10 protein-coding genes are annotated in these 14,881 nt (G+C 51.5%); 5 read left to right on the top strand and 5 right to left on the bottom strand.

Annotated elements, in window-relative coordinates; genetic code table 11:
* The first annotated feature begins 25 nt into the window (after positions 1-25).
* Positions 26-1,321, top strand: a complete 1,296-nt coding sequence (locus GWC94_RS11700; protein WP_161835203.1) for a M28 family metallopeptidase — start codon at positions 26-28, stop codon at positions 1,319-1,321.
* An 85-nt stretch (positions 1,322-1,406) separates the two neighbouring features.
* On the opposite strand, the gene GWC94_RS11695 is transcribed toward GWC94_RS11700, so the two are convergent.
* On the bottom strand, positions 1,407-2,162 hold the full coding sequence (locus GWC94_RS11695; protein ID WP_161835202.1) for a geranylgeranylglyceryl/heptaprenylglyceryl phosphate synthase: 756 nt from the start codon (positions 2,160-2,162) through the stop codon (positions 1,407-1,409).
* A gap of 548 nt (positions 2,163-2,710) precedes the next feature.
* Between GWC94_RS11695 and GWC94_RS11690 the strand changes: the two genes are divergently transcribed.
* The 3 genes from GWC94_RS11690 to GWC94_RS11680 all read left to right on the top strand — a co-directional run bounded on the left by GWC94_RS11690 (position 2,711) and on the right by GWC94_RS11680 (position 8,768).
* A complete protein-coding gene (locus GWC94_RS11690; RefSeq protein WP_161835201.1) occupies positions 2,711-6,091 on the top strand; it encodes a vitamin B12-dependent ribonucleotide reductase in 3,381 nt (1,126 codons plus the stop codon).
* 230 nt (positions 6,092-6,321) lie between these two features.
* Positions 6,322-8,064 (top strand): GMC oxidoreductase, encoded by a 1,743-nt coding sequence (locus GWC94_RS11685; protein WP_161835200.1) that lies wholly within the window; start codon positions 6,322-6,324, stop codon positions 8,062-8,064.
* 38 nt (positions 8,065-8,102) lie between these two features.
* A complete protein-coding gene (locus GWC94_RS11680) occupies positions 8,103-8,768 on the top strand; it encodes a gluconate 2-dehydrogenase subunit 3 family protein (RefSeq protein WP_161835199.1) in 666 nt (221 codons plus the stop codon).
* A gap of 83 nt (positions 8,769-8,851) precedes the next feature.
* On the opposite strand, the gene metG is transcribed toward GWC94_RS11680, so the two are convergent.
* Positions 8,852-10,993 carry a methionine--tRNA ligase gene (gene metG, locus GWC94_RS11675; RefSeq protein WP_161835198.1) on the bottom strand — a complete coding sequence of 714 codons (2,142 nt, stop codon included), beginning with the start codon at positions 10,991-10,993 and terminating at the stop codon, positions 8,852-8,854.
* 150 nt (positions 10,994-11,143) lie between these two features.
* Here metG and GWC94_RS11670 point away from each other — a divergent pair, with 150 nt between their 5' ends.
* Complete coding sequence (locus GWC94_RS11670) at positions 11,144-12,055, top strand: S66 peptidase family protein (RefSeq protein WP_161835197.1); 912 nt, start codon at positions 11,144-11,146, stop codon at positions 12,053-12,055.
* A 121-nt stretch (positions 12,056-12,176) separates the two neighbouring features.
* Here the strand turns inward: GWC94_RS11670 and GWC94_RS11665 are convergent, their stop codons facing one another.
* From GWC94_RS11665 to GWC94_RS11655, 3 genes are read right to left on the bottom strand one after another with little or no spacing between them, the layout of a single operon-like run.
* Complete coding sequence (locus GWC94_RS11665) at positions 12,177-13,259, bottom strand: dipeptidase (RefSeq protein WP_161835196.1); 1,083 nt, start codon at positions 13,257-13,259, stop codon at positions 12,177-12,179.
* 1 nt (position 13,260) lies between these two features.
* Positions 13,261-14,361: a D-TA family PLP-dependent enzyme gene (locus GWC94_RS11660; RefSeq protein ID WP_161835195.1), complete on the bottom strand. Its 1,101-nt coding sequence runs from the start codon at positions 14,359-14,361 to the stop codon at positions 13,261-13,263.
* Between the two features lies 1 nt (position 14,362).
* Positions 14,363-14,824: a RidA family protein gene (locus tag GWC94_RS11655; protein WP_161835194.1), complete on the bottom strand. Its 462-nt coding sequence runs from the start codon at positions 14,822-14,824 to the stop codon at positions 14,363-14,365.
* Positions 14,825-14,881 lie beyond the last annotated feature (57 nt).

Genomic DNA, 14,881 nt, shown 5'->3' with positions numbered 1-14,881 from the left:
AATTTTTATTCAAACAAACCATACAATGAAAAAACTTTCTCTGGTAGTGCTGGCGCTGGCTGTGGCAGGAGCGTCTTTTGGACAGGATATTGACAGGATCATCCATCCGCAGGAAGTGGAGCGGGTTGAAAAAACCCTCTCTGCCGACGATATGCAGGGCCGCAGAACCTTTACACCGGGCAACGACAAAGCCGCCGCATTTATCGCCGGCGAGTTTACAAAGACCGGCCTGCAAACCTGGAACAACAGCGCTTCTTACCTGCAGCCCTTTACCATGATCAGGCCGAAATTTATCAGCGCATCCTGCTCGCTCGACGGTAATGCCGTTGATACCAGGAATGTGATCGTGGTTACTTCCCAACCCGAACTGAAGCTTACGGAAACATCCGGTTATACAAAAGTGGTTTTTGGAAAAGACAGGAAACTGAGCGAACTGCGTTCCTATTTCAATCCCGATAAGAATTACCTGGTACTGGTGGATACCTCTTTTGCAAGGTCGTTCGGCAACCTTACCCGACTTAAATCGATGCTCTTCCGGTCTGATAAAAGCACGGTGTTTGTTCTCACCGCCGCAGATCCGAAGACATTCTCTGTTGAGGCAAAGCACGAGATCACCGAAATGAATACGCAGAACGTGGTGGGTGTGATACCGGGCAAAAGCCGGAAGAACGAATACGTGATCTTTTCAGGACACTACGACCACCTGGGCATTATGTCTAAAGACCGCCAGGGGAACACACTTGCCGATTCGATCTTCAACGGGGCAAACGACGATGCTGCCGGTACCACGGCCGTAATCATGCTGGCGAAATATTACAAAGCGCTCAATAACAATGAGCGTACGCTGGTATTTGCTGCATTTACCGGAGAGGAGATAGGCGGATTCGGCTCCCAGTATTTCTCAAAACAGTTCGATCCGGCATCGGTAAAAGCCATGTTCAATATTGAAATGATCGGTACGGAAAGCAAATGGGGCAAAAATTCGGCCTACATCACAGGGTACGAAAAAACCGATATGGGCGCCCTGTTGCAGTCAAACCTCGAAGGCACGGGTTTTACGTTTCATCCCGACCCTTATGTAAAAGAAGACCTGTTCTATCGTTCAGACAATGCCACCCTTGCCAGGCTGGGCGTACCTGCACATACGATCTCCACTTCCAAAATGGACAACGAACCCAACTACCACCAGGCAAGCGATGAAATAGGAACCCTTGATATGGCGAATATGTCCATGATCATCAAAGCCATTGCCCTGAGCGCGCGCGGCATCGTCAGCGGCAGGCAAACGCCTACCCGGGTAGACACTTCTTCGCTGCGCTAACAGGCAGTGCAATACAGGGTAAGTGCTGGGTAATACGTTGTTTTGTTCAAAACGTATTACCCAGCACTTACTGTTTGATAACTTCTCAGGCTTTTACGGGAACGCTGTGCACCGCTGCGCTGATCTCCTTGATCAGGCCGGGGTCTTTTTCAATGGCATTGCCCACCACGATCACATCGGCGCCGGCTTTGCAGTTATGGTAGGCTTTTTCCGGCTCGGTGATACCGCCGCCGATGATCAGCGGGGCTTCTATATGACGGGCCACTTTTTCGATCATGGCTTCGGTAATCGGTCTTTTGGCGCCGCTGCCGGCATCCATATAGATCAGTTTCATCCCCAGCATCTCACCTGCCATGGCCGTGCACATGGCAATTTCGTTTTTGTCTGCCGGTATCGGGGTGGCATTGGAAATATAGGAAACCGTGGTGGGCGCCCCTCCGTCAACCACCATATAGCCCGTGGGCATGATCTCGAGCCCGCTTTTTTTAACAAAGGGGGCGCTGATCACGTGCTGGCCGATCAGCAGTTCGGGGTTACGGCCGGATATCAGGGAGAGATACAATAAAGCGTCTGCATATTTACTTACCTGCGAGGGAGAGCCCGGAAACAGCACCACCGGGATATCACAGGCCGCTTTGATCTGCTGGATGCATTCATCCAGATGACTGGATATGACCAGGCTGCCGCCGACAAAAAAATAGTCCACTCTGGCCTCGGTTCCCAATCCCACCAGTTGTTCAATCTTTTCATTGTCGACCTTGTCGGGGTCTATCAGAACGGCAAAAGATTTTTTGCCTGCTTTTTTCCGGTCTACGAACTGGTTATATAACGTATGCTTCATTCTTCTGCCGATAAAGGATTGCTGCAAAAATGCAAAAAGTTTCCGTCTTTCCGGAAACAACCATATACCGAACTGAAAGATAGCGCATTATTTATGATCCGCTGCCTGTATATAGGGCCTTATTTCTTGTAAAATTCTCACTTTTGAGGGGATTGCGGATTATGGATTGGCGGATTCCGGATTTGTGGATTCCGGATTTGCAGAGATGCCTGTAATCCGGGTTAACTACAGACCCAGACTAATCCGCCAATCCATAATCCGCCAATCCGCTAATCCATGCTTCGGGATCTCCCGTCCCTTACCCATTTACGCAAAAATTCCTTTCCGGCAGCATTTTTGCCCGAAAATATTTTCCGACAACTGTGCATTTTGCCCCAAATCCAGCAGGGGCCGGGGCTTTGGTAAAATGCACATTACTTTTTCACAGGTGTTGATATTTCCGGACCGGATATCTGGATATGGAAAGATATTTTCGTCAACCGCTTAACATTTTCGTAACGCGGCAGGTTCATCCAAGCTTAACTATAACCGAATAAATCCGACCAGCAATGTCTAACCCACGCTCCGCCAAAGGCCTTTCATTCAGCCGCCGCTTTACCAAAGAAGGGGTGAGCCCCTTCGATATGTTCGAGTACGATTACCGTGACAGTGTGATCAAGAACCCGACAGGCGAGAAAGTATTCGAAATGAATAATGTGGAGGTGCCGAGGCAGTGGAGCCAGATCGCTACGGATATCCTGGCGCAGAAATATTTCCGCAAAGCCGGCGTTCCCCAGCCCGATGGATCGGTGGGCAGGGAAACCAGCGTAAAGCAGGTGGCGCACCGTATGGCAAACTGCTGGCGTGTTTGGGGCGAGCGTTACGGTTATTTCAAATCAACCCAAGATGCCGGGGTGTTTTACGATGAACTGGTGTACAGTATCCTCAACCAGGCCTGCGTGCCCAACTCGCCGCAGTGGTTCAATACCGGTCTGCACGAAAGCTACGGCATTACCGGCAAGCCCCAGGGCCACTATTATGTGGATCCGAAAGACAGCAAACTGAAAAAATCCGCCAACGCATATGAGCGCCCCCAGCCGCATGCCTGCTTTATCCTGAGCGTAAGCGATGACCTGGTGAACGAAGGCGGTATCATGGATCTCTGGACACGCGAAGCCCGGATTTTCAAATACGGCTCGGGCGTGGGAACGAATTTCTCACAGATCAGGGGTTCGGGCGAAAAACTCAGCGGCGGCGGCAGTTCCAGCGGTCTGATGAGTTTCCTGAAAATAGGCGACCGTGCCGCCGGCGCCATCAAAAGCGGCGGTACCACCCGCCGGGCCGCTAAAATGGTCTGTCTCGACCTGGATCACCCCGAGGTGATGGATTTCATCAACTGGAAAGTGGAAGAAGAAAAGAAAGTGGCCGCACTGGTGGCCGCCGGTTACGATAACAGCTACGAAGGCGAGGCCTATGCAACGGTATCCGGACAGAATTCCAACAACTCTGTGCGTATCCCCAACTCATTTTTCCGGGCGCTGGAAGAAGGCGGCGACTGGGAGCTGAAAGCCCGTACCGATGGCCGTGTGATGAAGAAAGTGCCTGCACGCGAAGTATGGGATAAAATCGCCTATGCCGCATGGCGCTGCGCCGATCCCGGTACCCAATACGATACCACCATCAACGAATGGCATACCTGCCCAAAAGGCGGTCGCATCAACGCGTCCAATCCCTGTTCGGAGTACATGTTCCTCGACAATACCGCATGTAACCTGGCATCCATCAACCTTCGCCGCTTTCATAACGACGATACGAATGTGTTTGATGTGGAAGGTTTCGAATACACAACGCGTTTGTGGACGACCGTACTGGAAGTATCCGTGCTGATGGCGCAGTTCCCGTCGAAAGATGTGGCGCAGCTGTCTTACGACTACCGCACACTGGGTCTTGGCTTCGCCAACCTCGGCTCTATGCTGATGGTAAGCGGTATCTCTTACGACAGCGAAGAAGCCCGCGGCATTGCCGGTGCGATCAGCGCCATCATGACCGGTATCGCCTATAAAACGTCCGCAGAAATGGCTTCTTTCCTCGGTGCATTCGATAAATACGAGGAAAATAAGGAAGACATGCTCCGCGTAATGCGCAACCACCGCGCCGCCGCTTACGATGCGGAAGAAGCTTATGTAGGCATCGAGATCAAACCACAGGGTATCAAAGCACAGTACTGTCCCGATTACCTGCTGAAAGCAGCCACCAAGGCATGGGATGAGGCAGTGCAGCTTGGTGAAAAACACGGATACCGCAATGCGCAGACAACCGTTATTGCGCCAACAGGAACCATCGGTCTGGTGATGGACTGCGATACAACCGGTGTGGAACCCGATTTTGCGCTGGTTAAGTTTAAAAAACTGAGCGGTGGCGGTTACTTCAAGATCATCAACCAGTCTGTGCCGCAGGCATTGCATAACCTTGGCTACAACGCAGAAGAAGCGGACGCGATTGAAAAATACGCAGTGGGTGCAGCCAGCTTTAACGGGGCTCCTTTTATTAACCCCGAATCGCTGAAAGCAAAAGGCTTCAGCGAGCAGGAGATAGAGAAACTGAACGGTGCTGCAAAATCTGCCTTTGAAATAGGGTTCCTGTTTAACCGCTTCACACTCGGCGATGAATGCCTGCAGCGTCTCGGATTTACCGAAGCGCAGTACAGCGACTGGAATTTCAGCATGCTCGAGGAACTGGGCTTTACGGAAGAACAGATCGACGCTGCAAACGATTATGTATGCGGAACCATGACGGTGGAAGGCGCACCTTTCCTGAAAGACGAGCACCTGACTGTATTTGACTGCGCCAATAAATGCGGAAAGAAAGGAGAGCGGTATATCCACGCATACGGTCATATCCGTATGATGGGCGCCTGTCAGCCCTTCCTGAGCGGTGCCATCTCCAAAACCATCAACCTGCCCCATGAAGCATCCGTGGAAGAGATCGCGGATTGCTATATGCTGAGCTGGCAGCTGGGACTGAAGGCAAATGCCCTGTACCGCGACGGTTCTAAACTGAGCCAGCCGCTGAGCAATAAGTCAGACAAGAAAAAGAAAACCGAAGAAGCCACAGAAGCTGGCGCCGAAACAAAGGAAACGGCTGTTGCCGAAGCGCCGGTTTCGCAGATCGTTGACCTGAGTACGCTTACCGTTGACGAGCTGCTGGAAGAAGTGCATAAACGCATGCAGGCTTCTACCGATACCAAGTTCAAACGCGCACTGTCGGGTATCGTAGAGAAAAAATCGCTGCCTGCCAAACGCCGCGGTTTTACACAGAAGGCCAAGATCGGCGGACAGGTGATCTTTCTCCGTACCGGCGAATACAGCGACGGAACGCTGGGTGAAATATTCATCGACCTCGCAAAAGAGGGTTCCACGCTCCGCAGCTTTATGAACTGCTTCGCCATCGCAATATCGGTGGGTCTGCAGTACGGCGTGCCGCTCGAAGAATTCGTGGAGAAATTCGTGTTCACCAAGTTTGAGCCATCGGGTATGGTAGATCATCCGAATATCAAAACAACCACCTCACTTGTTGATTTTGTATTCCGTGCGCTCGCATTCGAGTACCTGGGAAGAACAGACCTGGTGCATGTACTCGATAAACCCAGCATCGGAAACACCGGTGAAGGAGACGGCGATGCCATCCTGCTGGGAAAGCCTGAGCTGAGCAGTGTGCGTATAACAGCGCCCTCTGCCAACAGCACCCCCGCCGCGCAGCCGCAGCCGCAGAAACTGCAGCGCGCAGCCGCAGCACCCATGAAAGCGGAAACCGGTATGGACGCCGTAAATGCTGCCGCCAAAAATATGCAGAGCGATGCGCCTGCCTGTAACACCTGCGGTCATATCACCATCAGGAGCGGTACCTGTTACAAGTGTTTGAACTGCGGCAACAGCATGGGATGCAGTTAGGGCGTGAAGCGTGAGACGTGAAACGGAATTGAACAATATGATAGAGCGCAGGCATTTTATATGTCTGCGCTTTTTGTTTGAAGATGGCTGGCAGCCGGTTGCAGAAAAAGCTAACAGGCATGAGTCTTTGTTTGGCTGATAATAACAGGTAAAACATAGCGTTGCATTTTCGCCGTTCCTTAAAAAGTACTACATTCATTCCCTCAATTATCACAAACAACTTTTGCTATATGGGAGATCTCCAGGTTAAGAAAACGGCCAAGAAATACGATGCCGTTATCGTAGGTTCCGGGGCAGGTGGCGGTATGGCTGCATACGTGCTGGCCAATGCCGGTTTGAAAGTATGCCTGCTGGAAGCCGGCGCCGATTTTGATCCCGCCAAACATTCCGCACAGTTAAAGAATCCATGGGAATCGCCACGCCGCGGTGCAAGCACCAAGTTCCGTCCCTTTGGTGATTTCGACGGCTGTTACTGGGGCTGGGAGATTGACGGTGAACCTTACACACAGGCAGAAGGCAGTGATAAATGGGAATGGTGGCGCGCACGTATGATCGGCGGCCGTACCAATCATTGGGGACGTATCTCCCTTCGATTTGGTCCCAGAGATTTTAAACGCAGAAGCATAGACGGACTCGGCGATGACTGGCCGATCGGTTATGAAGACATCAAACCTTATTACGATCGTATAGATAAACTACTGGGTGTTTTTGGCTCGGTGGAAGGACTGGAGAACGATCCCGACGGTATCTTTCTGCCACCGCCCAAGCCCAGACTGCATGAGCTGATGATCAAGAAAGCGGCTACAGGTCTGAATATTCCGGTTATACCTTCACGTTTGTCGATTCTTACCAAGAAGATCAACGATCGCCGCGGACAGTGTTTTTACTGTGCACAGTGCGGGCGTAGCTGTAAGATCATGGCCGATTTTTCTTCCTCTTCGGCGCTGGTGCAGCCTGCTGTTGAAACGGGCAACGTAGACGTGATCACACAGGCCATGGCGCGCGAGGTGATCACCAATGCCGAAGGCCTGGCCACAGGCGTTTCTTATGTAAACAAGACAGACAATATGGAATACCAGGTAAATGGCCGTGTGGTGATACTCGCCGCCAGTACCTGTGAAACCGCACGTCTGCTGCTCAATTCAAAATCAACCCGTCACCCCAACGGTCTTGCCAACGACAGCAACGTGGTGGGCAAATACCTGCACGATTCAACCGGTGCGGCTGTAGGCGGTGTGCTGCCGCAGCTCTTTGGCCGCAAGCGGTATAACGAAGACGGCGTTGGCGGTATGCACGTATACACACCATGGTGGCTGGATAACAAAAAACTCGATTTCCCCCGCGGCTATCATATCGAATACTGGGGTGGTATGGGACAACCTGCCTACGGTTTTGGTATGGGTATGGAAAACCAGAACGGCAAATACATGGTCAACGGCAAACAGAAAGAAGCCGGTGGTTATGGTGCCTCGCTGAAGGAGGATGTACGCTTTTTCTATGGCGCCGGTGTTGGCATGGCAGGCAGGGGAGAAGCGGTACCCAATATCAACAACTATTGCGAGATCGATCCCAAAGTGGTGGACAAATACGGTATCCCCGTATTGCGGTTTAATACCAAGCATTCCGACTACGAGATCAAGCAGGCCAAACATATGAAGGAGACCTTCAAGGAAATACTGCATAATATGGGTGCGATCATCACCTGGGGCGGCGATGACAGCGAGAAGAACAAATGGGGACTTTCCAACCCGGGTAATATCATCCACGAAGCCGGTACGGTGCGTATGGGCAACGATAAAAAAACATCCGCACTGAATAAATGGAGCCAGTCGCACGACTGTAAAACACTGTTCTGCGTGGATGGAAGCCAGTTTGTTTCACAGGCAGACAAGAACATTACCTGGACGATCCTCGCACTCTCACTGCGTGCATCGGAATACATTATAGACGAAATGAAAAAACAAAATCTTTAACTGGTCATAGATTGAAATCAAAGTAAATCAAAGAAGTTATGGACAGAAGAAAATCGATCAAAGCCCTGCTGATAGGCACTGCCGGTGCGGGCGTATTCATGGAAGCATGTAAGAACAGCGATAAAAAAGCGATCGCCAATTCACCGGATGCTGTGCTGGACGACTGGCGTATGCAGGAAGAGCGCGCCTACCTGAAAAAAGTAACGGAAGGCGATAAATTCTTTACAGCGCACGAAATGGCCACCATCACCGTATTGGGCGATATCATTATGCCGAAAGATGCCGTAAGCGGCAGCGCATCCGATGCCAAAGTGCCCGATTTTATTGAGTTTATCGTAAAGGATATGCCCGGTCACCAAACGCCTATGCGCGGTGGCCTGCGCTGGCTGGATATCCAGTGCTTTAAACAGTTCGATAAGGCGTTTGTGGATTGCGATGCGAAGCAGCAGCTGGCCATGATAGACCAGATCGCGTACCCGGCAAAAGCCAAACCCGACATGAAACAGGGAGTCGCATTTTTCAACCAGATACGGGGTCTCGTTACAACAGGATTCTATACCTCGGAAATAGGTGTAAAAGACCTGGGTTATATGGGCAACACACCCAATATGTGGAATGGCGTACCGGATGATGTATTGAAGCAATACGGGTATGCTTATACCGAAAAGGAGTTAAGAGAATGTATGTCGCCGGACAAGGTGTAATACCTGAAATAGTAAGCCGCAGATTTGCAGATTAAATACCGATCTGCCAATCTACGGCTTTTTTATGCGGTGACGGCAATCGGTTAGCTGACGCCGGCACCGGGATTAATCGTTTCTTCTGGATGTATAAAATGAAGTTTGCCCGAAGCGTCTTCCGCCAGTAAGATCATACCGTTGCTTTCAATGCCTCTCATCTTGCGGGGAGCAAGGTTCACGACAACGGTTACCTGTCTGCCCACAATCTCTTCCGGTTTGAAATGCATGGCAATACCCGATACAATGGTGCGGGTTTCAAAGCCAAGATCAACCGAGAGTTTCAGTAATTTATCCGCTTTCTCCACTTTTTCCGCGGCAACGATCTTTCCCACGCGGAGATCGATCTTCGCAAAATCATCGAATACGATCTCCGGTTTTACGGGTGCAGTTTCTGTTTTTGTATTTTCTTCCATGTTGATTTCGGTTTGTTGATTTTTCACCTGCTCTGCGGCTGCATGCAGTTTATCTACCTGGTAACTGATCTCGGCATCTTCTATTTTCCGGAACAACAATTCCGGCGGCCGCAGCGAGTAGCCCACACTCAGCAGTTTTAATGAACCGGCATTTTCCCACTCCAGCATCTTATCCACCACTTTGAGCATATGGCAGATCTTCTTGGCGGTGAAAGGAAGAAATGGATTGACCAGGATGCCAAGGTTGGCACAAAGCTGCAGGCATATATGCAGCGTGTTGTCGATAGATGCCTGTGCTTCTGCAACAGGCTGGCCGTCTTCACCCGTTTGCTTGGCAACGATCCAGGGTTCTTTTTTCTGCATGTACTGGTTGCCCGTTCTTGCCAGATTGATCACTTCAAACAAGGCCTCCCTGAATTTGAACTGCTCCAGCAACAACTCCACTTTTTCCTTTACTGCGCGTATCTCGCCGATGACGTTCCTGTCAAGTTCGCCCAGGGCCTCTTCATGCAGTTTCGGCACTTTTCCCTTACACAGTTTATGCATCAGCACCATCGACCGGTTGATGAAATTGCCGAAGATGCTCACCAGTTCGCTGTTGTTGGCATCCTGGAAACCCTTCCAGGTAAACTCGCTGTCCTTGGTTTCCGGTGCAATCTGTGTCAGGTAATAACGCAGTGCATCGGCCATCTGCGTGCCGCCATTTTCCTTATTGACGAAATCATCGATATAATCCTGCATCTCGAGTTTCCAGTTACGGCTGGTACTCATTTTCTCGCCCTCGAGGTTCATAAATTCATTCGCAGGAACATTTGCAGGTAAGATATTACCATGCAGTTTCAGCATTACAGGAAAGATGATGCAGTGGAATACGATATTATCCTTTCCCACAAAATGCACCAGTTTGGTATCCTGGTCTTCCCAGTAAGGCTTCCAGTCTTTACCATTGTCCAACGCCCATTGTTTGGTAGCGCTGATATACCCGATCGGGGCATCAAACCATACATACAGCACTTTTCCGTCCGCATCGGGCAGGGGTACTTTTACGCCCCAGTCCAGGTCGCGCGTTACCGCACGGGGCTGCAGGCCGCCATCTATCCAGCTCTTGCACTGGCCAAGTACGTTGGCACGCCAGTCGCCGGCATGTTCCGTCAATATCCATTCGCGGAGAAAGGCTTCGTGTTTGTCGAGGGGCAGGTACCAGTGTTTGGTCTTCTTTTTCACGGGTGTTTTGCCGCTTAGCGTACTTACCGGGTTGATCAGTTCATCAGGACTCAGACTTTTCCCGCATTTTTCGCACTGGTCGCCGTAAGCGCTTTCAAAACCGCAGTTGGGGCAGGTGCCTTTTATGTAGCGGTCTGCAAGAAAGGCGTTGGCTTCCTCGTCAAAATACTGTTCGGATTCTTTGATCTCCAGGTCGCCTTTGCTGTTAAGCGCGGTAAAAAATTCCTGTGCGGTTTCGTGGTGCAGCGGCGAACTGGTACGGTGGTAAATATCAAATTCGATACCCAGGTCACGGAAATTCTGTTCCATGATCGGGTGGTATTTATCAATGATCGCCTGAGCGGTAGTGCCTTCCTTGGTGGCCTGGATAGGAATTGCCGTGCCATGCTCATCGCTGCCGCATACATACACCACATCACGCTTCTGCGCTTTGAGGTAACGTACATATATATCGGCAGGTATATACGCACCGGCCAGGTGACCGATATGCTTCAGTCCATTCGCATAAGGCAGCGCCGAAGTAACCAGGTATCGTTTGGGTATTGTCGTCATTAGTCCAAATTGGCTGCAAAAATAAGCAATCAGGGGCAGAGTAGGGGCCTGCCGGGACTAACGACTCCTTCTGTACCGACGAAAAAGTCGCCCGGATACAGAGACGAATGGTATGGTAAACGCTCGTGGAATTGCAGTAATATTGCTGCCATGACAACCGTTCCCCCTTATCTGAAAAAAGGCGATACCATTGCCATTGTTTGTCCATCGGGTTATATGCCGGCGGAGAAAGCGGCTGCCTGTATCGATACATTACAGCAATGGGGGTACCAGGTGAAGACGGGTAAAACGCTGGGCAGTCAGTTCCATTATTTTTCGGGTACCGATCCCGAACGTCTGGCCGATCTGCAGGATATGCTCGATGACCAGGAGGTAAAAGCGGTTTTATGCGGCCGCGGCGGCTATGGTCTTAGCCGTATCATCGATCAGCTGGATTTTACAAAATTCCGTAAACATCCCAAATGGCTGATCGGGTTCAGTGATATTACACTGTTGCATGCACATGTATATGAGCGATTCCATATCGCCTGTCTGCATTCACCCATGGCAGCGGCGTTCAACGACGGTGAACATGCAAATATGTTTGTGCAATCCTTACGCAGGGCATTGAAAGGGGAATCTGCAAAATACGCCTGCAACACTCATCCGCTGAACAGAGCGGGCAGGGCGGAAGGAAAGCTCACAGGCGGAAACCTATCCCTGCTGGTGCATGCGATCGGCAGCAGGTCATCCGTTAAAACAAAGAACAGGATACTGTTTCTCGAAGATGTGAGCGAGTACCTGTACCATATCGACCGGATGATGATCCAGCTGAAACGCGCCGGTATGCTGGAGGAACTGGCGGGATTGATCATCGGCGGTTTTACCGATATGAAAGATACCACCATCCCGTTCGGATCAGATGTTTATTCCCTTATCGCTTCGCATGTGGAGGAATACGATTACCCGGTCTGCTTCGATTTTCCCGTAAGCCACGAAAAAAACAATTATGCGCTCAAGATCGGCATCAGTCACACGCTCCAGGTAACCAAAAACAAAACCACGCTAACCGAAGGCGGTTAGATTCCGGATTCGCGAATCCCATCTCTGCGAAACACCGCTCCTCCCCGTCTCTGCGGTGATCTTTTTTCGACATGCAAAACGCCCCAAGTCCACCAGAATATATCCGCCAATCCATAATCCGCTAATCCGGAATATCTTCCCTCCAGGCCTCCCGCAACACCCGCAGCCAATTGCCGCTGGCTATGTTCCGGCAGTCCTGTTCGGTGTAGCCGCGCCGCTGTAATAATTCGGGCAGGATGGCTATGTCATCGATGGTGTCGATATCGTACGGGGATTGTTCTTTTCCGAATGCGCCGTCCAGGTCGGTGCCGATGCCTGCATGCAGGGTATTGCCTGCTATCTGGCAGATATGATCGATATGGTCAACCATTTTTTCGAGGCTGCATTGCATCTCGCGCGGATCCGATATGCCACGCTGCCAGCCGGGTACCATCATCCATGCATCCAGCGCGCCGCCTATGACCGCTTTTTTTTCGATCAGCGCCCTGATCATATCATCACTGAACTGCCGGTTATGGTTTACCAGTGCCCGGCAATTGTTATGGCTTGCCCAGATGGTGCCATCGAATACCTCCATGGCATCCCAGAAAGCATCGTCGCACAGGTGTGTGGCGTCGAGAATGATATCCAGCTGCTGCATTTCGCGCAGCAATGCTTTTCCTTCTGCGTTCAGTCCGCCCGTTGCATCGGTGCCGTTGGCATAGCGCCCCGGTCCGTAATGCGCGGGACCGATGGCACGCAGTCCATTGCCGTGGGCGATATGCAGGTGATCCAGTGTAACCAGCGAATCTGCACCTTCGAGACTCAGTATATAACCCACCGGCTGCGTTTCGTTGCCACCCCCGTTCCAGGAAGCCAGGTGTGATTCGAGTGAAGGGAGATCCGTTACCTGCGCCATTTCGCCGCAGGCTTCCATCTCGCGGTACCAGCTAAGCTGCGCCTGTGTTTGGGCCCATGCCTGTTGCGGCGATAGCCAGCCGGGCAACGCACTGCCGGGCTGCACCACCCGCGCGATCTGCGTAGCCACCACCAGTCCTATATTGCCTTTGCGCAGCGCGGGTAATGAAACCGTTCCTTTCATGCGGTCGGGTTTATCGGTCATACCGGTTTCCCTTTCGCGCAGAACGGATACGGGCAAACGCAGGTCGCGGTTCCACTCCATGGCATTCATGGCAAGATCAAGATGGGCATCGATAAGAAACATATCAGACGGAGATTTTCCTGGTGCGTGCAATCACTTTCCAGCTGCCCTGTATCCGGTTGTCTTCTGCTACCAAAGCGGTCTCGTACAGGGCTACGGTAGGACAGATATGTACCGGCACCCCAAACCACACATCGCCGGGTTTCCATGTATTGTTGCGGGGCAGCTTTACAACAAGGTGTTCTTCGCTCTGGCTTACCGGTACGGCATCGGGTTCGTTAAGAAAATGCACGCGGGGCAACGGATTTTCGGCAGCCACGGCTTTGTGACCGAGATCAAGACAAACCGTTTCTTCATCGATCACCGAAACAACGCGTGTGATCACCAGCGCTGCATAATCAAAAGGCTGATCGGGAAACTGGTGCTTGTATCCCCAGTCCCAGAATACAAAAGTGCCCGGGCTAAGCTGCACATTCTTCCTGGCAATATGTGTTGGAAAGCTCGGCGAGCCGCCGGCCACGATCTGCAGAGAAATACCGTATGCTTCTGTGAGCGCGTTCGCCAGCCTGTCTACCCTGCCAAAACCATTGTCGGATGCGGCCTGTCTTTCAACCGGATCGCTGTTGCGGATATGGCCATCGTAGCCATGCAGGCCGATCAGGCGGATACCGGGCAAGGAACGGCATTGTGTAAACAGCCCGAATGCTTTTTCCGGAACGATACCGGAGCGGTTCATGCCGATGTTGAGATCGATAAAAACAGAAAGCGTTTTATTTTCCTTATCAAACAATGCCGACAGCTCCTGCGCGGTAAGCAGGTTATCGATGATGCAGGAAAACTGCGTGTCGGGAAATTTTTTTGTGAGCTGCAGCAGCCGTTCCGCTTTTGGTCCCACAGGCTGGTGAGCCAGTAACACATCGGCGGCGTGTATGATACCCAGCATTTCGGCTTCCGCAATGGTGGCGCATTTGAAGGTATCGATGCCGGCTTCCAGCATCATCAGGCACACTTCGGCGGTCTTGTTCGTTTTTACATGCGGGCGCAGCCGCGATGCACCGCCGGCCATCGCGATGGCCAGGCGTATGTTTTCCCTGACCCGCTGCGGATAGACGACCAGCGAGGGAGAGTCGATTTTTTCAATACCGTTGATGGTGTACCAGCTCATATTACTGCAGTTCAAACAAAGCTTCTATTTCCACGGGTATATTGTCGGGCAGCGAACCCATACCCACCGCGCTTCTCACACCGATGCCGTTTTCCGTACCCCATACCGCTGCAAACAATTCACTGCAGCCATTGATGATATAGGGATGTTTTTCGAACGATGGAATACAGTTCACCATACCCAGCACTTTGATCACGCGTTTTACCTTATCGAGCGAACCCAGTTGTGCTTTTAATGTGGAGAGTATGGCAAGACCAACCTGTCGCGCAGCCAGTTTCCCCGCTTCCATATCCATGGTATCGCCGATGCGCCCGATGATAAGACTGCCGTCTTCTTTCAGGGTGCCATGACCGGATACATAACAATGTCTTCCATCGATCAGCAAAGGTTTGTAGATCCCGATGGGTTTGGGTGCCGGCGGCAATGCGAGGGCAAGCGCTTTGAAATTTTCTTCTGGTGTCATGGTTGGCAATTGTAATGGCTATCAGCTTCAAGCCCCCATCTGGTGGGATGAGGGCCT

It is taken from the genome of Sediminibacterium soli (assembly GCF_009939225.1).
Lineage (GTDB): Bacteria > Bacteroidota > Bacteroidia > Chitinophagales > Chitinophagaceae > Sediminibacterium > Sediminibacterium soli.
This window is presented reverse-complemented; position numbering and strand designations above follow the sequence as displayed.